This window comes from Nonomuraea sp. NPDC005650, assembly GCF_040605375.1.
Taxonomy (GTDB): domain Bacteria; phylum Actinomycetota; class Actinomycetes; order Streptosporangiales; family Streptosporangiaceae; genus Nonomuraea.
Genome location: NZ_JBEXCR010000001.1, coordinates 378878 through 400160 on the forward strand (window position 1 = coordinate 378878; position 21283 = coordinate 400160).

15 protein-coding genes are annotated in these 21283 nt (G+C 70.7%); 5 read left to right on the forward strand and 10 right to left on the reverse strand.

The features are described from left to right. Positions 1–319: 319 nt before the first annotated feature. A complete protein-coding gene (locus ABZS69_RS01750; protein ID WP_355364721.1) occupies positions 320–1048 on the reverse strand; it encodes an SDR family oxidoreductase in 729 nt (242 codons plus the stop codon). 71 nt (positions 1049–1119) lie between these two features. On the opposite strand from ABZS69_RS01750, the gene ABZS69_RS01755 reads away from it, so the two are divergent. Genes ABZS69_RS01755 through dapD form a run of 3 tightly spaced genes read left to right on the forward strand, consistent with a single transcriptional unit; the run spans position 1120 to position 3456 of the window. Then, complete coding sequence (locus ABZS69_RS01755) at positions 1120–2124, forward strand: LysR family transcriptional regulator (protein ID WP_355364724.1); 1005 nt, start codon at positions 1120–1122, stop codon at positions 2122–2124. Then, complete coding sequence (locus ABZS69_RS01760; protein ID WP_355364727.1) at positions 2066–2470, forward strand: pyridoxamine 5'-phosphate oxidase family protein; 405 nt, start codon at positions 2066–2068, stop codon at positions 2468–2470. Before ABZS69_RS01755 ends, ABZS69_RS01760 begins: the two co-directional genes overlap by 59 nt. A 23-nt stretch (positions 2471–2493) precedes the next feature. Further along, positions 2494–3456: a 2,3,4,5-tetrahydropyridine-2,6-dicarboxylate N-succinyltransferase gene (gene dapD, locus ABZS69_RS01765; RefSeq protein ID WP_355364730.1), complete on the forward strand. Its 963-nt coding sequence runs from the start codon at positions 2494–2496 to the stop codon at positions 3454–3456. A 399-nt stretch (positions 3457–3855) separates the two neighbouring features. Here dapD and pyk read toward each other — a convergent pair whose 3' ends face one another. From pyk to ABZS69_RS01790, 5 genes are all read right to left on the reverse strand, one after another. Then, a complete protein-coding gene (gene pyk / locus ABZS69_RS01770; RefSeq protein ID WP_355364733.1) occupies positions 3856–5286 on the reverse strand; it encodes a pyruvate kinase in 1431 nt (476 codons plus the stop codon). A gap of 35 nt (positions 5287–5321) precedes the next feature. Continuing rightward, on the reverse strand, positions 5322–5672 hold the full coding sequence (locus ABZS69_RS01775) for a DUF2784 domain-containing protein (protein ID WP_355364736.1): 351 nt from the start codon (positions 5670–5672) through the stop codon (positions 5322–5324). Continuing rightward, positions 5669–7360, reverse strand: a complete 1692-nt coding sequence (locus ABZS69_RS01780) for a S8 family serine peptidase (protein WP_355364739.1) — start codon at positions 7358–7360, stop codon at positions 5669–5671. The genes ABZS69_RS01775 and ABZS69_RS01780 overlap by 4 nt, the downstream gene beginning before the upstream one ends. Positions 7361–7494: 134 nt before the next feature. After that, entirely contained in the window at positions 7495–9009 is a 1515-nt protein-coding gene (locus ABZS69_RS01785) for an MDR family MFS transporter (RefSeq protein ID WP_355364742.1), read from the reverse strand. Positions 9010–9107: 98 nt separating this feature from the next. Continuing rightward, positions 9108–9689 (reverse strand): TetR/AcrR family transcriptional regulator, encoded by a 582-nt coding sequence (locus ABZS69_RS01790; RefSeq protein WP_355364745.1) that lies wholly within the window; start codon positions 9687–9689, stop codon positions 9108–9110. Between the two features lie 48 nt (positions 9690–9737). Between ABZS69_RS01790 and ABZS69_RS01795 the strand changes: the two genes are divergently transcribed. Next, positions 9738–10187 (forward strand): hypothetical protein, encoded by a 450-nt coding sequence (locus tag ABZS69_RS01795; RefSeq protein ID WP_355365311.1) that lies wholly within the window; start codon positions 9738–9740, stop codon positions 10185–10187. A gap of 22 nt (positions 10188–10209) precedes the next feature. Here ABZS69_RS01795 and ABZS69_RS01800 read toward each other — a convergent pair whose 3' ends face one another. Together ABZS69_RS01800 and gltB are read right to left on the reverse strand one after the other, a co-directional pair. Next, on the reverse strand, positions 10210–11688 hold the full coding sequence (locus tag ABZS69_RS01800; RefSeq protein ID WP_355364748.1) for a glutamate synthase subunit beta: 1479 nt from the start codon (positions 11686–11688) through the stop codon (positions 10210–10212). Between the two features lie 15 nt (positions 11689–11703). Beyond that, a complete protein-coding gene (gltB, locus tag ABZS69_RS01805) occupies positions 11704–16209 on the reverse strand; it encodes a glutamate synthase large subunit (RefSeq protein WP_355364751.1) in 4506 nt (1501 codons plus the stop codon). 597 nt (positions 16210–16806) lie between these two features. On the opposite strand from gltB, the gene ABZS69_RS01810 reads away from it, so the two are divergent. Further along, positions 16807–18351 (forward strand): bis-aminopropyl spermidine synthase family protein, encoded by a 1545-nt coding sequence (locus ABZS69_RS01810; RefSeq protein WP_355364754.1) that lies wholly within the window; start codon positions 16807–16809, stop codon positions 18349–18351. 424 nt (positions 18352–18775) lie between these two features. On the opposite strand, the gene ABZS69_RS01815 is transcribed toward ABZS69_RS01810, so the two are convergent. Next, on the reverse strand, positions 18776–19363 hold the full coding sequence (locus ABZS69_RS01815) for a hypothetical protein (RefSeq protein ID WP_355364757.1): 588 nt from the start codon (positions 19361–19363) through the stop codon (positions 18776–18778). 427 nt (positions 19364–19790) lie between these two features. Next, positions 19791–20741 (reverse strand): hypothetical protein, encoded by a 951-nt coding sequence (locus ABZS69_RS01820; RefSeq protein ID WP_355364760.1) that lies wholly within the window; start codon positions 20739–20741, stop codon positions 19791–19793. Positions 20742–21283 lie beyond the last annotated feature (542 nt).

The window sequence follows — 21283 nt, forward strand, 5'->3', positions numbered from 1 at the left end:
CCGCACCGGTTCCCGCGGCACGGTCCCGCGCCATCGTCCTCGAGCCGTGGCAGCGGGAGGTCGTCTCGGCGCAACCCGGGTGGTTCGTCCGAAGGCTGCCGAGGCATGGACCGGGCCCGCCGGGGCATGGACCGGGTCCGCCGGGTCCTCCCCAGCGGAGTCCGCTGGTGCGAGTCCCCCGACATCCTCGCCCCCTGCGGCGAGGCGCTCGATCTGCTCGGCGTCGCCTGGCGGTTCGACCACCGCGACGAGCTCTCGGCCGCCCGGCGGGAGGCCGTGGAGTCGCTGGATCTCCAGCTGGACCCGAAATACCGACCGGTCACCAGGGCACGGTGCCTGCGTCGTCGTAGAAGCCGCCGCTCGGCCCGTCGGGGCCGAGAGTGGCCAGGGCGATGACGACGATGGCCCCGTCCGCGGCGGTGCGTGTGGGCCTGTACGGCAGGTCCTTGGTGAAGTCGGTGGCGCAGGCGCCCGGGGCGGCGGCATTGACGAGGATGCCGTCCTTCCGCAGTTCCTTGGCGTACTGGACGGTCAGGGAGTTGAGCGCGGTCTTCGAGACGGGATAGGCGGCCGTGGCCGGCAGGGCGGACATGTAGTGGCCGGGGTCGGTGTGGTGGGCGAGGGAGCCGACGCCGCTGGAGACGTTCACGATGCGGGCCGCGGGCGAGCGTCTGAGCAGGGGGAGCATGGCGTTGGTGACCGTGAGGACGCCGACGACGTTCGTCTCGAACACCTCCCGGACGGTCCGCGGGGACATCGCGCTGGGCGGGTCGCCGATGGGGCCCGAGATGCCGGCGTTGTTGACCAGCACGTCGAGGCGGGTCAGCGTGGTGGCGGCGGCTTCGATGGAGGCCGGGTCGGTGACGTCGAGCACGACGGGGCGCACGTCGCCACCCTCGGCGCGGAGCCGGGCGGCGGCCTCCTCCCCGCGTGCCCGGTCGCGGGAGCCGAGCAGCACCGTCATGCCCTTGCGCGCGAGGCCCGCGGCGACCTCGTACCCGATGCCCTTGTTCGCCCCGGTCACCAGGGCGGTGGTCTTTTCCGTCATGTCCGGCAGCACACCATCGACGGCCGGTCCGGGGCCAACACCGGGTGGGTCACGGGCAATACCCTGAGGGTATGGAGACGCGCGAGCTGGCCTATTTCGCCGCCGTCGCGGAGGAGCTGCACTTCGGTCGGGCGGCCGAGCGGCTGGGCATGGCGCAGCCGCCGCTGTCGAGGGCGATCCAGAAGCTGGAGCGGCGGCTCGGGGTGAGGTTGTTCGACCGGTCGGGGCGGCGGATCTCGCTGACTCCGGCGGGCGAGGTGCTGGCCAGGGAGGCGGCCAAGGTCCTCGACGCGGTGGCCGCCGCGACGGTGCGCACGCAGCGGGCGGGGCAGGCGGTGCCCCGGCTGGTGGTGGCGATGAAGGCGGGCGGCGACGGCGGCCTGCTGCCGGAGATCCTCGCCGCCTACCGCGCCCATCCGGACGCGGTCGAGGTGGACCTGGTCCTGTGCGCGGTGACGGAGCGGGCGCGGATGCTGCGTGAGGGCACGGCCGACGTGGCGTTCCTGCACAGCCCGTACGAGGATCTGACCGGTTTCGACAGCGAGCCGCTGCGCGAGGAGGGCAGCGTGGCGATCGTGCCGCCCGGGCACCGGCTGGCGGGGCGGCCGTTCGTGCGCCTGGCGGAGTTGGAGGAGGACCCGATTCCGTGCTGGCCGGGCCGGCATCCGGAGCTGCACGATCCGGCCGTGTTGATGCAGTTGGTGGCCTTCGGGCGGTTGATCGCGGTGGCGCCGGAGTCGGTGCGGGATCAGCTACGGCGGGATCTGGCGTGTGTGCCGGTGCTCGACGGGGTGCCGACGACGGTGGTGCTGGCCTGGCCGGAGGGGGCCCGGTCGCGGGCGCTGGCGGCGTTCGTGCACACGGCGACGACGGTCGCGGCCCGGAACCTCGCCGCCACAGATGGGGATCACCTGGGAAAAGCCGCGATCGAGGAGCTTTCGGGATCGCTCCCATCGGGAATATCGGTCTCAAGATCGATGAAGACGGGGGTGGGGCGGGATGCCGTTGAGCGTGGCGGTGAGGGAGGCGTTCCTGGCGGAGCCGCACATCGCGAGCCTGGCGGTGGAGACGGGTGACGGGCGCGCGCCACTGATCGTGCCCGTCTGGTACGACTACGTCCCCGGCGGCGAGATCCGCTTCCTGACGGACGGCGACTCGCGCAAGGCGCGGCTGATCGCGAAGGCGGCCAGGTTCTCGATGCTGGTGCAGCGGGCCAGCCCGACCTACCGGTACGTGTCCGTCGAAGGGCCCGTCGTGCGCTCCGGGCCCACGACGCTGGAGGACCTGACGCGCATCTCCTCCCGCTATCTGCCGCCCGACGCGGTGGAGGGATACGTGCAGGGCTCGGACCTGCACGTGCTCATGACGTTCCGGATGCGCCCCGAGCACTGGCTCTCCGCCGACCTGGGCGCTCTCGGCTGACCCGGAAACGGTATTTTTGGCCCGTGACTGCTATCGATCCCACCTCGACCGGCGCGTTCGGCGTCGGCCTCGCGACCATCGCCGCCGACGGCACCGTACTCGACACCTGGTTCCCCGCCCCCGAGCTGGGCGACGCGCCCGCGACGGGCACCGAGCGGCTCTCCGCCGACGAGGCCGGCGAGCTGGCCGAGCTGGCGGGGCCCGACGCGGCACGGGGCGTGGAGGTGGTGGCGGTGCGCACCGGCATCGCCAAGCTCTCCGAGGCGCCCGTGGACGCCCACGACGTCTACCTGCGGCTGCATCTGCTGTCCGCGCGCCTGGTCAGGCCGCACGGCGTGAACCTGGACGGCGTCTTCGGCCTGCTCGCCAACGTCGTGTGGACCAATTTCGGCCCCTGCCCGGTGTCGGACTTCGAGCGCACGCGCCTGCGGCTGCGGGCGAGGGGCGCGGTGACGGTGTACGGGGTGGACAAGTTCCCGCGGATGGTGGACTACGTGCTGCCTTCCGGCGTACGGGTCGCCGACGCGGACCGGGTGCGCCTGGGCGCCCACCTGGCGAGCGGCACCACGGTCATGCACGAGGGCTTCGTGAACTTCAACGCCGGCACGCTGGGCGCCTCGATGGTCGAGGGCCGCATCTCGGCCGGCGTGATCGTCGGCGACGGCTCCGACGTGGGCGGCGGCGCCTCGATCATGGGGACGCTGTCGGGCGGCGGCAAGCAGGTCATCTCGGTCGGCGAGCGCTGCCTGCTGGGCGCCAACGCGGGCATCGGCATCTCGCTGGGGGACGACTGCGTGGTGGAGGCCGGGCTGTACGTGACGGCGGGCACGAAGGTCGCGCTCCCGGACGGCACGGTGGTGAAGGCGGCCGAGCTGTCCGGCTCGAACGGGATCCTGCTGCGCCGCAACTCGCAGTCGGGCGCGGTGGAGGCGGTGCCGCGCACGGGCGGCGGCATCGAACTGAACGCCGCCCTGCACGCCAACTGACACCCTGACGACACGGGCGGGAGGCCCGACCCCTCCCGCCCAGGCCCGGCCCACCGCCGGTGCCGCCTGCGCGCCCCTGCCCGATGCGGGCCGCTCGAAGAACGCGCCCCGGGCCATGGCCTTGGCGCCACGGGACGCAGGACGGCGGGTCGACCGCTCATCGGGAGAGCCCGGAAGAGGCGCCCGGCATGTCATACGGTGCGTCGGCCAGGCCGGAGCACTCGGATGCCCGAGGCATGGCCTTAGGCGCGCCGGTCAAGCGGGAACCACCGTGGCGGCCCACGGCGCGCCGTTACGGGGGCGCGCCGGTGAGGCGGGTGAGCGTCACCCTGGAGGGCCCTCAGCCACGGTCGGCGGGTGGTGCCCACCGTGCGCAGCCGTAAAAGCTCCTGAGAGCCTTCAGTGCGCGTGGGAGACGGCCGAGCCGACCGTGTGGACGCGCAGGGCGTTGGTGGAGCCCGGGGTGCCGGGAGGCGACCCGGCCACGATGACCACCTTGTCGCCCTTCTCCAGCCGCCCGGACGACAGCAGCGACGCCTCCACCTGCCGCACCATGTCGTCGGTGTGGTGCACGAACGGCACGTGGAACGTCTCCACCCCCCACGTCACCGACAGCTGCCCCCGCACGTGCGGCGACGAGGTGAAGGCCAGCAGCGGGATCGGCGAGCGGTAGCGGGCCAGGCGGCGCGCCGTCTCCCCCGACATCGTGAACGCCACCAGCGCCTTGGCCCCCACGATGGCCCCCACCTCGGCCGCGGCGCGCGCGATGGCGCCGCCGGTGGTCTCCGGCATGCGCTCCAGCGTGTGCGTGGCGTGCAGGGACGTCTCCTCGGCGGCGCAGGCGATGCGGTCCATCGTGGAGACGGACTCGATCGGGTAGTTGCCGACCGACGTCTCGCCCGACAGCATGACCGCGTCGGCGCCGTCCATGACCGCGTAGGCCACGTCGGAGGCCTCGGCCCGGGTGGGGCGCGGGGCGTTCATCATGGAGTCGAGCATCTGGGTGGCGACGATGACCGGGTGGGCCTTCTCGCGGCACAGCTCGATGATGCGCCGCTGCACGATCGGCACCTGCTCCAGCGGCAGCTCGACGCCCAGGTCGCCGCGGGCGACCATGATGCCGTCGAAGGCGTCGACGATCTCGGGGAGGCGGTCGACGGCCTGCGGCTTCTCGATCTTGGCGAGCAGCGGCAGGCGGACGGCCTCCTGCTCCATGATGTTGCGCACCACGTCGGCGTCGGAGGGGCGGCGGACGAAGGACAGGGCGATCATGTCGAAGCCGGTGCGCAGCGCCCAGCGCAGGTCGGCCTCGTCCTTGTCGGTCAGCGCCGGGGCGCTGACGTTGACGCCGGGCAGGTTGAGGCCCTTGTTGTCGGAGATCATGCCGCCGATGACGACGCGGGTGGTGATGCGCTCGCCGTCGACGCGGGTGGCCTCGAGCACGAGGCGGCCGTCGTCGACGAGGATCGTGTCACCGGGGCGGACGTCGTTGGGCAGCCCCTTGTAGGTGGTGGAGACCTGCTCGCGGTCTCCCGGGACGTCTTCGGTGGTGATGGTGAAGACGTCGCCGAAGCCCAGCCTGACGGGGCCCTCCTCGAACGTGCCGACGCGGATCTTGGGGCCCTGCAGGTCGGCGAGCAGGCCTACACCGCGGCCGAGGTCGGCCGCCACCTCCCTGACGCGGTCGTAAACCTCTCTGTGCATGTCATGATTGCCATGGCTGAGGTTGAACCGTGCCACGTCCATGCCTGCGGCGATCAGCTCGCGGAGGCGTTCTTTGGAGGATGTGGCGGGGCCTAGGGTGCAGACGATTTTCGCGCGACGAGTCACGAGTCCTACCTTAATTGGTACAGACCACTTGGCAGTCACTGACGACGGAGAACGTAGCCCATGTAAGAGAACAGAACGAGAACGGCGACCCCCAGACGTGCCAAGTTCGTGTACTCCTCCGGGTAGATCACGCCCTTGATGTAGTGGTCGATGAAACCCCCGGGAGGCAGCCCCGCCAGCCCCGCGCGCCGGCGTCCCCAGTCCTCGACCACGGTCAGCGGGCACTCGAGGCCGACTGTGATCGAGAGCAGCCCCCAGGCGACCACGGCGAGATGCGCCCAGATCGTGCGCCGCCAGCGCCAGGCGAGGAATCCGCCCACGACCATGTAGGCGAGGAACGCGAAGTGCGTCACCATCGCGAGGTCCGCGATGATGCGGTACATCATGGTTCGACAGTAGCCGCTTTCCAGGCGTCCACGACACCGTGCCCGAAGAAGCCGTTGTCGGCCTGGTCCCCCTCGCAGACCTGCGTGACGTCCTGGCCGTACGCCTTGTACACGTACTGGCGGGGCGTGGGGCACGCCTTGGGCGTGGCGGTCTTGTAGAGCAGGTCCTCGACGGTGGCGGGAGCCAGTTCGAGGCCGGCCTTGCCGGGTTTGCCGAAGCGGCTGATGAGGATGGCGGCGACTCCCGTGGCGTGCGGGGCGGCCATGGAGGTGCCGTCGAGGTACTGGTAGTAGGCGCAGGTGCCGCGCGCGCAGTCCTTGACGACGTCCGCGCCCTTGGGCTCGCCCTTGGCGTCGATCCGCCCGGCGGCCCGCAGCACCCGCTCGGGCGCGGCGCCCAGGATCGACCGGGTGGCCTTGGCCCCGTTGCCGTCCAGCGCGTCGCCGCCGGGCGCGGACACGTCGGCCTGCTCGACGCCGTAGTCGCTGTAGATCGCCTTGCGGCCGGAGGGGCCGAGCCCGGCGACGGAGATGACGCCGTTCGACTCGGCGGGCACGTTGAGGCAGGAGTTGTCGACCTGGCGGGTCTTCTTCTCGCCCACCGGGTAGCCGGGGCTCTCCTTGTCGACCTTGGGGTGGCCGAGGTCGGTGGAGCCGTTGCCGAGGGCGGAGATGAGCGTGACGCCGCGCTGGCGGGCGTAGTCGAGCGCCCGCTGCATGCCGGTGATGATGGCCGCCTGTTCGAGCTGTTCCTTGCGGGAGTCGGCCTTGTTGGCCGTGCAGTTGAACAGCCAGGGGTCGACGTAGTAGCTCATGTTGACGACGTCCACGCCGATGTCGCCGGCGTAGGTGAGGGCGTCGAGGCTGGGCTTGAGGAAGAAGAACCCGGAGTCCTGGCCGGCCCTGATGTTCACGATCTGGACGCCGGGGGCGACGCCGGCGATGCCGATGCCGTTGATCGGCGCGGCGATGGTGCTGGCCACGTGGGTGCCGTGGCCGTCGTCGTCCTCGTCCACGGGGTCCTTGCAGCTGCTGACCTCGCAGGGTCCGTCGAGCGTCTCGCCGCTCTCGTCCTTGGGCTTGTCGGTGACGAAGTTGCGGCTGAGCTCGCGGTTGAAGTTGGGGGCGATGTCGGGGTGCTTGCCGTCCACGCCGGTGTCGATGACGCCGACCAGCACCTGCCTGCTGCCGGGGACCTTGGCGTTGGCGCGGTCGGCGCCGATCATCCGCATGTCCCACTGGCGGCCGGCGAGCGGCTCGCCCGAGCCCGAGCCGCTCCTGGTGAAGGATCTCGCGTCGGGGAAGGTCCCCGCGCGGGCCTTGGCCCCTCCGGTACGGCGGGTGACGGGGGCGGCGCCGCCGCCGTCGGCGAAGCCGATGCTCCGGTCCGGGGACACCCCGACGATGGACGCGTCCGCGCCCACCTTCTCCACGAACGTGGCGCCGCCGCCCGTGGCGGTGAGGTAGCCGAGTTTGGCGTCGTTCGCGAGCATGGTGCCGCCGGCGCGTTCGACGGCCTGCTGCGCCCGGCTCTGCCCGCCTTCGGTGTAGAAGACGAGGTATTCGGGGCCTTCGTGGATGGCGGAGCGCGTAGTGGAACGCGTGGCGGTCTCCGGCGTGCCGACCGAGCAGGCGCCGATCGCGACCACGGCGGCCAGCGCCGTCAGGCCAGAGGCGACTCGCCGCATTCTTCCCCCATCCACCGAGTGCCGCAGATTCTGCATCTTCCCGACACTTACCAGGTGATGCAACTTAGTGGTGAAATTTCGCCCCATAAGTAGCGAAGCGGATCCCCCGTTACGGGATCCGCTTCACCGCGGGCTCAGGCCCGTACGCCGGGCTCCGGGGTCGTGTCCCGCGCGACCGGCTCGGGCGGCGTCTGGTCGGTCAGGCGTACGTTCCTCAGGCACACCAGGAGCAACGTGCAGACCAGCAGGATCGGCCCCATCCAGGCGAACACCGCGCCGATGGCTTCGGAGAAGGCGAGTTGCGTGGCGTGGCGTGCGGCCTCCGGCAGCGCCCGGATCGCGTCGGGCGTGAGCGCGGACTGTCCCGCCGCGAGCCTGCCGCTGAAGACGCCGCCCAGCACCGCCACGCCCACCGCGCCGCCGACGCCCCGGGCGAACGTGACGGCCGAGGTCGCCGCGCCCCGGTCCGCCGCCGTCGTGGTGGTCTGCACGGCCAGCAGCACGTTCTGCATGACCATGCCGAGCCCGGCCCCGAACAGCGCCATGTACGCGCCGGAGACGATCCCGCCGGTCCCGAGGTCCATGGTGGAGAACAGGAACCCGGCGACCCCGGCGAGCGCCGTCCCCGTGACCATGAACCACTTGAACCGGCCGTACCGGTGCACGAGCTGCCCCGTCAGCGTCGACGAGACGACCATCCCGATCATCATCGGGAGCAGCAGCAGCCCCGAGTCCGCCACGCTCGCCCCGGTGGCCAGTTGCAGGAACATGGGCAGGAACGTGGCCGCGCCGAGCATCGCGGTGGCCATGAGCACGACGGCGGCCACCGGGAGCGTGAACGTCCTGTCGCGGAAGAGCCGCAGCGGCAGCACCGGCTCGGCCGCGTTCCGCTCCACCAGCACGAACAGCAGGGCCAGCAGCACCGCGCCGCCGCCGAGCCCGATGACGACCGGCGAGGACCAGGCGTAGAGGGTGCCGCCCCAGGAGGCGAACAGCGTCAGGCAGGTCAGCAGCCCGGAGATCAGCACGGCGCCGAGCCAGTCGATCCGGTGCGGAGAGACCCGCTTGGGCAGCTTCAGCACGGTGAACGCCACGGCCAGCGCGATCGCGCCGAGCGGCAGGTTGATGTAGAAGATCCAGCGCCAGGAGACGTGCTGGGTGAGGTAGCCGCCGAGGATCGGCCCGGCGATCGAGGCCATCGTGAAGACCGCGCCGAAGATGCCCTGGAACTTGGCCCGTTCGCGGGGCGAGACCAGGTCGCCGAGGATGGTCATGGTCAGCACCATGAGCCCGCCCGCCCCGATGCCCTGGAAGGCCCGGAAGGCGATGAGCTGGCCCATCGACTGCGCCAGCCCGCACAGGGCCGAGCCGAGGACGAACAGGACGATGGCCGACAGATAGAGGTTCTTGCGGCCGTACATGTCGCTGAGCTTGCCGTAGAGGGGCGTGGCGATGCCCGACGTCAGGGCGAACGCGGTGACCAGCCACGACAGGCTCTCCAGGCCGTGCAGCTCGCCCACGATGGTCGGCATGGCGGTCGCCACGACGGTCTGGTCGATGGCGGCCAGGAACAAGGTGAGCATGAGTGAGCTCATGCTCACCCAGAGTGAGCGCCGCGACGCGGCCTCGGGCTCGGTTGCGGATAGCATTGGTCGTCTCCTTGCTTCTTTCGCGAGGGCAGGAGTGATCCGCGGCGATCGGGGGTGCCACCCCGGTCGCCGCTTTCTCTATGGGTTTCTCTCTGAGGTCAGAGCCCGTTTTCGAGCAGCGTGAACGCCTCGTCGATCAGCTCCTCCACCGAGCCGCCGCCGGCCGTCGCCTCCTGGATCGAGGAGATGGCCGCGCCGAACGACGCGATGATGAGCAGCCTGGCGTGAATGCGGCTGGTGACGCCCGGACGGCCCCTGACGGCCTCGAAGACCGTGTCCATGATCTTCGTCTCGTCGGCCGCCCTGGCCTTGGCGGCCAGTTCGGGATGGCGCCTGCGCAGCTCCATGAACGGCTCCATGTCCGCCCAGATCCGCTGACTGCGGACGGCGAAGGCCCGCATCACCGCTTTCAGCGACTGGAAGGCCGGCTCGTCGGCCGGCCTTCGCGCGAGCAGGTCGACGAGCTCCTCAGGGTGCCAGATCGGCTCCATGACGAGCGCCTCTTCCTTGGAGGCGAAGTAGTTGAAGAAGGTGCGCGGCGAGATGTCTGCCGCCACGCTGATCGCCTCCACGGTCGCGGCCTCGACCCCCTCGTCGAGCGCGATCTTCACGGCGGCCACCCTGATGGCCTGCCGCTTCTCGGCCCTGCGACGGTCTCGACGCTGCTGCGCACTCTCCATATCTTGCACTGTACGAAACTGTTGCAGACCGTGCAAGCTTTGCATGATGTGCAATTTCTGTGGACACGCGAAAGGCGCCCGCCATACGGGGCGGGCGCCTCAGGAGCGGAGGAGGCGGGCCCGCTCGCGCGGCTCGTGCTCGACCTGTCGCCGCTGCCCGCCATGCTGCTCAACCACCGCTTCGACATCCTCGCGTGGAACCCGGAGATGGCCGGGCTGATGCTGGACTTCGGCACGCTGCCGCCGGAGCACCGCAACAGCCTGTGGCTGTGCACGCTGCACCCGGGCCTGCGCGACTTCTACCGCGACAGGGAACGCACGCTGCGCGAGGGCATCGCCGGCCTGCGGGCCTCGTGGGCGGCCCATCTACGAGGTGCTGGCCCCGATCCAGGCCCCCGGCCGGCGGCTGGTCATCCACCGCGCCGCCGACGCCGGCTCCCAGCGCGTCCTCGACGACATCGCCCGCGAATGCGCGTGAAAAAGCCGGGACCGCGCTGAGCGGTCCCGGCCTCTTTTTGAGTTACACCAGCGGCCGCGCGGTCGGCAGGATCGGGTACGGCAGCGCCGTGTCCCCGGTCAGATACCGGTCCACGCCCGAGGCGGCGGCCCGCCCCTCGGCGATGGCCCACACGATGAGCGACTGCCCGCGGCCCATGTCACCGGCCACGAAGACGCCGTCCACCTTGGACATGTACGTCTTGTCCCGCGAGACGTTGCCGCGCGCGTCGTAGAAGCCGTCACCGGCGACCTCGGCCAGGTCCTGCAGGAGCGAGCCCTTCTCCGGGCCGAGGAAGCCCATGGACAGCGTCACCAGCTCGGCCGGGATCTCCCGCTCGGTGCCCGGGATCGGCTTGAACCCGGCCTGCGGCCCCTCGACCTCGACCAGCCGCAGCGCCCGCACGTTGCCGTCGGCGTCGCCGACGAACTCGGTGGTGGAGACCGCGTAGACCCGCGCTCCCCCGCCGTCGACCAGCTCCTCGTGGGCGCTCTCCATCTTGAACAGGATCGGGAACGTCGGCCACGGCTGGCTGCCGGGCCTGTTCGCCGGCGGCTGCGGCATGATCTCGAGCTGGGTGACGGACTCGGCACCCTGCCGGATCGCCGTCCCGATGCAGTCGGCGCCGGTGTCGCCGCCGCCGATCACCACGACGTGCTTGCCCTCGGCCGAGACGGGCGGCTGGTCGAAGTCGCCCTCCTGGACCTTGTTGGACAGCGGCAGGTACTCCATCGCCTGGTAGACGCCCTTGAGCTCGCGCCCGGTCACCGGCAGGTCGCGCCACTGGGTGGCGCCGCCCGACAGCACCACGGCGTCGAACTGCTCGCGCAGCTCGGCGGCGGTGATGTCGACGCCGACGTTCACGCCGGTGCGGAACTCGGTGCCCTCGGCCCGCATCTGCTCCAGGCGGCGCTCGATGTGCCGCTTCTCCATCTTGAACTCGGGGATGCCGTACCGCAGCAGGCCGCCGATCCGGTCGGCCCGCTCGAACACGACCACGTCATGCCCGGCCCTGGTGAGCTGCTGCGCCGCGGCCAGGCCCGCCGGGCCCGAGCCGACGACCGCGACCCTCTTGCCGGTCTTGACGGCCGGGGGCTGCGGGGTCACCCAGCCCTCGGCGAACGCCCGGTCGATGACCTCGACCTCGACCCGCTTGATCGCCACGGGGTCGGAGTTGATGCCGAGCACGCACGCCGCCTCGCACGGGGCCGGGCAGAGCCGGCCCGTGAACTCGGGGAAGTTGTTCGTGGCGTGCAGCCGCTCGATCGCCTCGCGCCAGTCGGTGCGGTAGACGAGGTCGTTCCACTCGGGGATGAGGTTCCCGAGCGGGCAGCCGTTGTGGCAGAACGGGATGCCGCAGTCCATGCAGCGGGCCGCCTGCTTGGTCAGCTTCTCCTGCGAGAAGTCCTGGTAGACCTCGCGCCAGTCGCTGATGCGGACGTCCACGGGGCGGCGCGCCGGCAGCTCCCGGTCGTGCGTGAGAAAACCCTTGGGGTCAGCCATTCGGTTACGCCTCCCTTAGCTCTGCACCGCGGCGGCCATGACCGCCTCGTCGATGTCCCTGCCTTCGATGCGGGCGGCCTCGGCGGCGGCCAGCACCCGCTTGTAGTCGGTCGGCATGATCTTGCCGAACCGGCCCAGCGCCGCGTCCCAGTCGGCCAGCAGCTCCTTGGCGACCGGCGAGCCGGTCTCCGCGAAGTGCTTCTCGACGATCTCCTTGAGGAACTCGCCGTCCTCCTCGGTGAGCGTCTCGATGGCGACCATCTCGCGGTTGACCCGCTCGGACTTGAGGTCGAGCAGGTACGCGATGCCGCCCGACATGCCGGCCGCGAAGTTGCGCCCGGTCGGCCCGAGGACGACGGCCCGTCCGCCGGTCATGTACTCGCAGCCGTGGTCGCCCACGCCCTCGACGACCGCCGTGGCGCCGGAGTTGCGCACGCAGAACCGCTCGCCCACGACGCCGCGGACGAACACCTCGCCGGACGTGGCTCCGTACAGGGCGACGTTGCCGGAGATGATGTGGCCGTCGAGCGGGGCCTCCTCGTGCGGCCGGACGGTGATCCGCCCGCCGGACAGGCCCTTGCCGAGGTAGTCGTTGGCGTCGCCGGTCAGCCGCAGCGTGACCCCGCGCGGCAGGAACGCGCCGAACGAGTTGCCCGCCGACCCGGTGAACGAGATGTCGATCGTGTTGTCGGGCAGGCCCTGGCCGCCGTACCGCTTGGTCACCTGATAGCCGAGCATGGTGCCGACCGTGCGGTTGACGTTGCGGATGGGCAGCTCCAGCGTGACCGGGGTGCCCTCGTTGAGCGCGCCCTCGGCGAGCTGGATCAGCGTGTTGTCCAGCGCGTGCTGCAGCCCGTGGTCCTGCTCGATGACGCGGCGCAGCGCCGTGCCGGCGGGCAGTTCGGGCTTGTGCAGGATCGGCGCCAGGTCGAGGCCGCTGGCCTTCCAGTGGTCCTCGGCCGCCGACATGTCGAGCAGCTCGACGTGCCCGATCGCCTCGTCGAGCGAGCGGAAGCCCAGCTCGGCCAGGTATTCGCGGATCTCCTCGGCGATGAACTCGAAGAAGTTGACCACGAACTCCGGCTTGCCACTGAAGCGCTTGCGCAGCTCCGGGTTCTGCGTGGCGACGCCCACGGGGCAGGTGTCGAGGTGGCAGACCCGCATCATGACGCAGCCGCTGACGACGAGGGGCGCGGTGGCGAAGCCGTACTCCTCGGCGCCGAGCAGCGCGGCGATGACGACGTCGCGGCCGGTCTTGAGCTGGCCGTCGACCTGGACGACGATGCGGTCGCGCAGGCCGTTCAGCAGGAGCGTCTGCTGGGTCTCGGCCAGGCCGAGCTCCCACGGGGCGCCCGCGTGCTTGAGGCTCGTCAGCGGGGACGCGCCGGTGCCGCCGTCGTGCCCGGAGATGAGCACCACGTCGGCGTGCGCCTTCGACACGCCCGCGGCGACCGTGCCGACGCCGACCTCGGCGACCAGCTTCACGTGGACCCTGGCCTCCGGGTTGGAGTTCTTCAGGTCGTGGATGAGCTGGGCCAGGTCCTCGATCGAGTAGATGTCGTGGTGCGGCGGCGGCGAGATGAGGCCGACGCCCGGCGTGGAGTGCCTGGTCTTGGCGATCCACGGGTAGACCTTGTGGCCGGGCAGCTGGCCGCCCTCGCCGGGCTTGGCGCCCTGGGCCATCTTGATCTGCAGGTCGGCCGCGTTCACCAGGTATTCGCTGGTGACGCCGAACCGGCCGCTGGCGACCTGCTTGATGGCGCTGCGGCGGGCGGCGTCGTAGAGCCGCTCGGGGTCCTCGCCGCCCTCGCCGGTGTTGGACTTGCCGCCGAGCTGGTTCATCGCCATGGCGAGCGTCTCGTGCGCCTCCATGGAGATGGAGCCGTACGACATCGCGCCCGTCGAGAACCGCTTGACGATCTCCGAGGCCGGCTCGACCTCCTCGATCGGGATCGGCTCGCCCTTGCGCAGCTTGAACAGGCCGCGCAGGGTCATCAGCCGCTCCGCCTGGGAGTCCACGAGGTTCGTGTACTCCTTGAAGATCTCGTAGCGGCGGGTCCTGGTGGCGTGCTGCAGCTTGAAGACGGTCTCGGGGTTGAACAGGTGCGGCTCGCCCTCGCGCCGCCACTGGTACTCGCCGCCGACCTGGAGGCGGCGGTGGGCGTTCTCCGCGCGCGGGTAGGCGTGGCGGTGCCGCTGCTCGACCTCCTTGGCCAGCACGTCGAACCCGACCCCGCCCAGGCGGGAGGTGGTGCCGGTGAAGCAGGAGTCGATGACCTCCTGGCTCAGGCCGAGCGCCTCGAAGATCTGCGCGCCGGTGTAGGAGGCCACCGTGGACACGCCCATCTTGGACATGACCTTGATGACGCCCTTGCCGTACGCCTTGATCAGGTTGCGCACGGCCTTGCGCTTGTCCATCTGGAGGGCACCGGTGTCGACCAGGTCCTCGATGGTCTCGATCGCGAGGTACGGGTTGATCGCGCCGGCGCCGTACCCGATGAGCAGCGCCATGTGGTGGCACTCGCGGGCCTCGGCGGTCTCGACCACGAGGCCGATCTTGGTGCGGGTCTTCTCCTGGATCAGGTGGTGGTGCACCGCGCCGGTCAGCAGCAGCGCCGGGATCGGCGCCAGCGTCTCCGACGAGCCGCGGTCGGACAGCACGATGATCCGCGCGCCGCCCGCGATCGCCCGGGACGCCTCGGCCCTGATCTCCTCCAGGCGGCCCAGCAGCGCCTCACCGCCGCCGGCGACCTCGTACAGGCCGCTGATGACGTACGGGTGGAAGCCGGGCAGGTCGTGCTCGTCGTTGATGTGGATGATCTTGGCGAGCTCGTCGTTGTCGATCACCGGGTACGGCAGCACGAGCTGGCGGCACGACGACGGACCCGGGTCGAGCAGGTTGCCCTCGGGACCGATGGTGCTGGCCAGCGAGGTGACCAGCTCTTCACGGATGGCGTCCAGCGGCGGGTTCGTGACCTGCGCGAACAGCTGCGTGAAGTAGTCGAACAGGAGCCGCGGCTTCTCGCTCAGCACGGCCACGGGCGTGTCGGTGCCCATGGAGCCGATCGGCTCCTGGCCGGCCCTGGCCATCGGCGACAGGATGATGCGCAGCTCTTCCTCGGTGTAGCCGAAGGTCTGCTGCCGCTTGACCAGCGCCTCGTGCGTGGGGATCTCCCGCTGCCGCGCGGGCAGCTCCTCGAAGCGGACGAGCCCCGCGTGCAGCCACTCCTCGTACGGCAGCTCGGCGGCCAGCTCGGCCTTGATCTCGTCGTCCTCGATGATCTTGCCGCGGGCGGTGTCGATGAGGAACATGCGGCCCGGCTGGAGGCGGCCCTTCCTGACCACGTCCTCGGGCTTGAAGTCCAGCACACCGGCCTCGGAGGCCAGCACGACCAGGCCGTCGGCGGTCACCCAGAAGCGGCCGGGGCGCAGGCCGTTGCGGTCGAGCACGGCGCCGGCCAGAGTGCCGTCGGTGAACGTGATCGACGCGGGGCCGTCCCACGCCTCCATCATCGAGGAGTGGAACTCGTAGAAGGCCCGGCGCGCGGGGTCCATCTCGGTGTGGTTCTCCCACGCCTCCGGGATCATCATCAGGACGGCGTGGGGCAGGCTCCGGCCGCCGATGTGCAGCAGCTCGAGGGCCTCGTCGAAGCTGGCGGTGTCGCTGCCATCCGGGTCACAGATGGGGAAAAGTCGTGAAATATCGCCCGGGATGTGGGCAGACTCCAGCATCGCCTCGCGGGCCCGCATCCAGTTGCGGTTGCCCTTGACCGTGTTGATCTCGCCGTTGTGGGCGATGTAACGGTAGGGGTGGGCGAGCGGCCAGCTCGGGAACGTGTTGGTGGAGAAGCGCGAGTGCACCAGCGCGATCGCCGTCTCGTAACGCTCGTCGCTCAGGTCGGGGAAGAACGGCTCGACCTGGTCGGGCGTGAGCATGCCCTTGTAGACGATCGTCCTGGCGGACAGCGAGGGGAAGTACACGTGCGCCTCGTGCTCGGCCCTCTTGCGCAGGCAGAACGCCAGCCGGTCGAGCTCCAGCCCCTCCCGGCCCTCGGGGTCGGTCACGAACAGCTGGGCGAAGTGCGGCATGACGGCCCTGGCGCTCGGCCCGGGCAGCTCGCGGTCGACCGGCAGCTCACGCCAGCCGAGCACGGTGAGGCCCTCCTCGGCCGCGATCTCCTCGATCAGGCCGGTGGCGATGCCCCTGGCCTGCTCGTCGAACGGCAGGAAGGCGATGCCGGTCGCGTACGCGCCGGCAGGGGGAAGCGCGAACGGCACGCTCGCGCGGTAGAACCCATCGGGGATCTGCGTCAGGATCCCGGCTCCGTCGCCGGTGTCCGGCTCGCTACCCTTGGCCCCCCGATGATCAAGATTGCACAGAGCCGTCAGCGCCTTGACCACGATCCCGTGCCCCCGGCGCCCGGCGACGTCGGCAACCATGGCGACACCGCAGGCATCATGCTCGTTGGCGGGGTGGTACAGGCCCTGGGGCTCGGGGAACCCGAGGTGGGCAGCAGGCATTTAATCCCTCCCGTCGTCATCGTCTGTCTCTAACTGCGCTACAGGCGGGGACGACGTTGGCCCTGCTGCATATCGTGGGTAGAGGTTACCCCACCCTGCCGGAATGGTGCCCGCCACGTCCGCATTGCGAACATTGGGCCTCATCCCAACATCCGAACTCCCTATCCCAAACCCCGGACTAGGGCTCCAAAATTCCCGCTCCAGACGTGCGATTTACGGCACGACGAGCGACTCCACCCCTCACCGCCCCGCACCCCCTCCACGACCCCAGCCCAAGCGCCGAAACCCACCACCCACCACCGCTCCCCGCCCCGGCGCCTCGCCCGCCCCACTGGCATCTCCGGGCACCCCCGCCACGCCCCGGCCGCCTGGCGGGCGGGTCACCCGCACCTTATTGACCCGCCCATCGCCCCCTCGTTCCCTCACCACACAGGAATTCATCCACCTCAGGAGCTAGCCCGCCACGCATCCGTCACTTCGTCCACGACATCACCCCCACGCACAGCCCCGACCTTCCCCCATGGCAACAACAGCCCTCCCCTCAGGCCCCTGCCCGGCCAAAGCGTGGGACTCCGGATGGTCGATAGGGTGACCCTCATGGACCGTGACGGGGTGGAGCGGCTGTTCAGCGAGGCCGGGGCGGACAGCAGGCGGCTGCGGCACGCCCTGACCCTCCTGTGCGACGGCCAGTGGTGGACGCTGGCCGATCTGGTCAGAGAGACCGCCACCTCCAGGCGCACGATCGAGGCCCTGCTCCGCGAGCTCCGCCTGGAGCGGGACGGCGAGACCTTCCGCGTCCCGCTGATCCACACCCCTGACTACCAGGACCTCCTCGCGCTGGCCCCGCCGCCGGAGGATCCGGTGGCCCACCTGCTCCCCCACTACGCCGCGGAGCTCGCCCGTCTCAAGGATCTCGTCGCCCGGGCCCCGCGCGCCCGCCACGTGCTCGACCACGTCTCGGCCACCCCCGAGACGGTCCTGAGGCGGGCGCTGCTGCTGGGCACCCGTTTCTGGCTCCCCGGCACGCGCCTGCTGTGCGTGGGCGACCACGACCTGACCTCGCTGGCGGTCAAGCTGGTCCATCCGGAGACCGACGTCACGGTGGTCGACATCGACGAGCGCATCCTGGCGTACATCGACGCCCAGCGCCTGGGCGTCCGCACCCGCTGGGCCGACCTGCGCCTCGGCCTGCCGGCCTCCGCCCGAGACCACGACCTCGCGCTCACCGACCCGCCGTACACGCCGGAGGGCACGGGCCTGTTCGTGGCGCGCGCCGCCGAGGCCCTGGCGGACAACGGCCGCATCCTGCTCGCGTACGGCGCCAGCGAACGCACCCCGATGCTGGCCTTCAAGGTCCAGCAGGCCCTGACGGACCTCAACCTCGCCTACGAAGCCATCTATCCCGACTTCAACCGATATTTCGGCGCAGAAGCCATCGGCTCCGCCGCCGACATGTACATCCTGCACCCCACCACCAAGACGCGCCCGGCCGTCACGTCCCGCCTGAGCCGCCAGACCACCGCCATCTACACTCAGGGCCCGCAATCGGTCGAAAGCGCCCAAAACGCCCTCTCGGCTCCGCAGGAGGCCATCCAGGGCTTCGACCCCGACCTGCTGGTCGGCGAGTGGCCCAAGGACCTCACCCAGCCCCGGGTACGCCTCTCGACCTGGCTCTCCAAGCCGTACGCCGCCACCCTCGACCGCGTGGCCGTGGCCCTGCCCCCGGGCCTGGAGGCCGCCCTCCCGCGCATCCTCCTGGCGACCCGCGCCTCCCACGTACGCGTCGTGTGCCCCGACCTCCCGCCCCTGCCCGACGTGCTGTCCACGGTCTACAAGCTGAGCGCCGGCGGCGACGTCCTGGACGCCGTACGCCTGCCACAGCCGGACGGCGAGGCGGCCTCGGTGCTGCGCCGGATCCTGGACAACGCGCACGCCAAACTGGCCAACACGTGGCGCGAGGCCCTCATCGCGGTGGCCCGTGCCCAAGGCTCGACCCTGACCAAGAACGAGGCCCGCACCCTCATCGCCGAAGCCGCCCCATGGTCAGAGGGCCTGACCCCCCTGGACGCCCCACTCCACCACCTGTCCGCCCTCCCCGAAGCAGTCACCACAACCATCTCCGCCCTGACCACCACCACCTGACCCACTCAAGGGCACAGGCAAGTCGCGAACGAGCCCAGCCACAGGCAGTCAAGAGCGGCCCCACGGGCGACGGCAGGCGCAAGGCACACGAAGGCCGTCACACACCCAGACACCCACAGCAAGCCCACTCACCGCACAGGGAGCCGCCGACAAGGCCAGCCGCAGGCAGCCGAGAGCGGCACGGCAGGCGCAAGGCACGCTCAAAAGGCCGTCACACACGCGGACACCCACAGCGAGCCCACTCAAGGGCGCGGGTCGTCAAGAGGCGGGCAGGAGGCACGGGCCGCCGAGGGCGCGGGCAGGGGGCGCGGGCAGGGGGCGCGGGCTGCCGAGAGGGCATGCAGGGGACGCGGGTCGCCGAGGGGGCGGACAAGGGGCGCCGGTCGCCGAGGGGGTGGGCAGTCGAGGGTCGGAAACGGCCTGGTCAGGTGGCGGCGACGATACGGCCCTGGACGACCCGCCCCAAACCGTCGAGCGCCACAAGAGCGGTGACAAGGTCCTGCGCAGGCGCCGTCCCTCCGGCCCAGCTCACCGTCACGTAGTGCCCCATCGCCCGCGCCTGGGCCCGACTCCCAGCGGGCTCGAACGCGATGTCCTGCCGCACGAACCCGTCCTTACCCAGCGCCGACACCAGCGCATCAGCCGCCCGCCCGTCACTCAGGTTGAAGATGACGAACTGACCCGCCACCGCACTCCCCTTGTACGTCGCCTGGAGCGCCTGCGTGCAGCCCGTCGCCGAGACCCCCGAGAGGACCTCATCACAGTCGCTGAACTGCCGCGTGGCGTCCAGGCGCATGGCGCCCAGGGTCTGGGTGGTGGGGGTGAAGACCTCGTTCAGGGTGAGGGGCGCGGCGTCATTCTGGCGGGTGTCGATAGCGGCGTAGAAGGCGGAGGTGGGCTCAGCGTGGAAATTGGCAGGTCTGGGATCCTCACGCCGCAACCACAACCACCCGGCCACCGCGACAACCGCCACGACAGCGACCACAACGGGAATGACAACACGACGCGACATCAGCAGGCCACCTCCGGATCCGCGACGACGCCCCGAGTCCTCAGCCGACCACCCTCCACAATCGCCACAACATCCCCAGCCCTCAAGCGGCCACCCTCGATGCTCGCGACGACACTCCCGGCCCCCGAGCGACCGCGTTCCGCGATCACCACAACGCCCTCGGACCCCGAACAACCACCCTCAGGGATCGTGACGACGTCACGGAACGTCTCGCCACGACCCACCGCGCCCGGACGTGACGCCGTCAGCCGGTGCGAGCGCCAGCCAACGACTGGACCTGGTGTTGCGGCAGGTGTGAAGCAGCCGACACCCCGGTCGGGTCGGCTCAGCCGGCTCGACCAGCTTGGACGACTTGTGCCCGCTGGGCCGGTTGGGCCGGTTGGGTGGCGCCGGGTGTGGGCGTGGTTCGGGGGCTTGTGGTTCGGCATCAGGAGGACGGTCCTGTGATCGTGGCGACGCGGCGGTAGACGGCCTTCTCCGCCCCACGCATCGCCAGAGTGAGCGAGACGAAGTCGTCCTTGGCGCCGGGATCCGTGCCGTCGACCTTGCCCAACCACACCAGGCCGACGTAGTGGCCGAGGGCGTAGCCGCCCGCCTCCGAGTAGCCGCCCGCGGGGAACGTGGCCTTGGCGGACTCCAGGGGGCGCGTCCAACCGCCCCGGTAAAGCGTCTTCAATTGCTCCACCAGGTCGGCGGCCGACTTGCCGTCCTTGAGGTTGAGCAGCGTGTACTGGCCGACGTACCTGCCGTCGGAGGTCGTGTAGAGCCCTCGGGCGGCTTGGGTGCATTCGGCGTCCGACACCAGTTCGAGGAGGTTCTTGCCCCAAAGCACCGCCGAGCAGTCGGTGTCGAGTTTCTTGGCCACGAGCTTGAGCTTTAGCTTCTTGGACACGACGAGCTCGCTCTGGCCGAACACCTCCTTCTCGGTCAACGCCCGCTGGTCCTTGGCCCTGTCCGTCACAGGGTCGAACAGCTTGGGCGAGCCCCAGCCTCTGAAGATGCGCGGGAGCGCCGTCTCCGGCGCGATCACCGCGGCGCTGGTCCGCTGCTCCGGGGAGTAGTCGCCGATGGAGTTGATGGCGACGACCAGCCCGGTCCCGCCCGCCAGCACGCCGATGATCGTGGCGATGATGACGATCAGCCGCTGCTGCTTGGGTTGCAATCCCATGCCGGTGAGCAGCGGGAACTGCCAGTCAGAACGCGGTGGACGCCGTCGCGTACGCGAGAACTTCCCCGGCCGTCCGCCGTCATCGGACTCCCGCTCGCGAGCCTCGGAAGCCGAAACACCATCATCGGCCCCGAACCCGAACCGGCCATCGTCGGCGAACCGATCGTCCTCACCCTCGACCACCGACCAACCGCCGTCGGCCCCGGCCACCAATCGGCCACCCTCGACCCCGGCCACCGAGCGACCGCCGTCGCTCTCAGCCGCCGAACGGCCGCCATCCGCCCCGGCCGCCGAACGGCCACCTTTGGCCCCACCCGCCGCGCGACGACCGCGGCCTCCGGATGCCGAACGACCCCCGTCGGTCTCAGCCGCCGAACGACGGCCACCGGATCGGCGGGACCCGGTCCCGTCGGTGACGGACCGCATACCGCTGACCGTCCAGTCGCCACCGACCGCATCAGCCGCGGAATCGTCACCTTCGGCCGCCCAGTTGCCACGGCCGGCGTCGCCCGCCGACCGGTCATCGGCACTGTGGCTCGCCTTCGCTCGCCTTCGCCCGGCACGCTTCTCACCACCGTTGCCGGATGGCAGACGACCGCCACCGGTCGCCTCAGCCAACAGCCGACCGTCGTCGCCAGACTGCCACTCCCCAGCACCCGCACCAGCGCCGCCAGCACCAGCCCCGCCAACTCCAGTGCCACCCGCTCCGGCACCAGCAGCAGCACCGCCAGTGGATCCAACACCAGTACCGC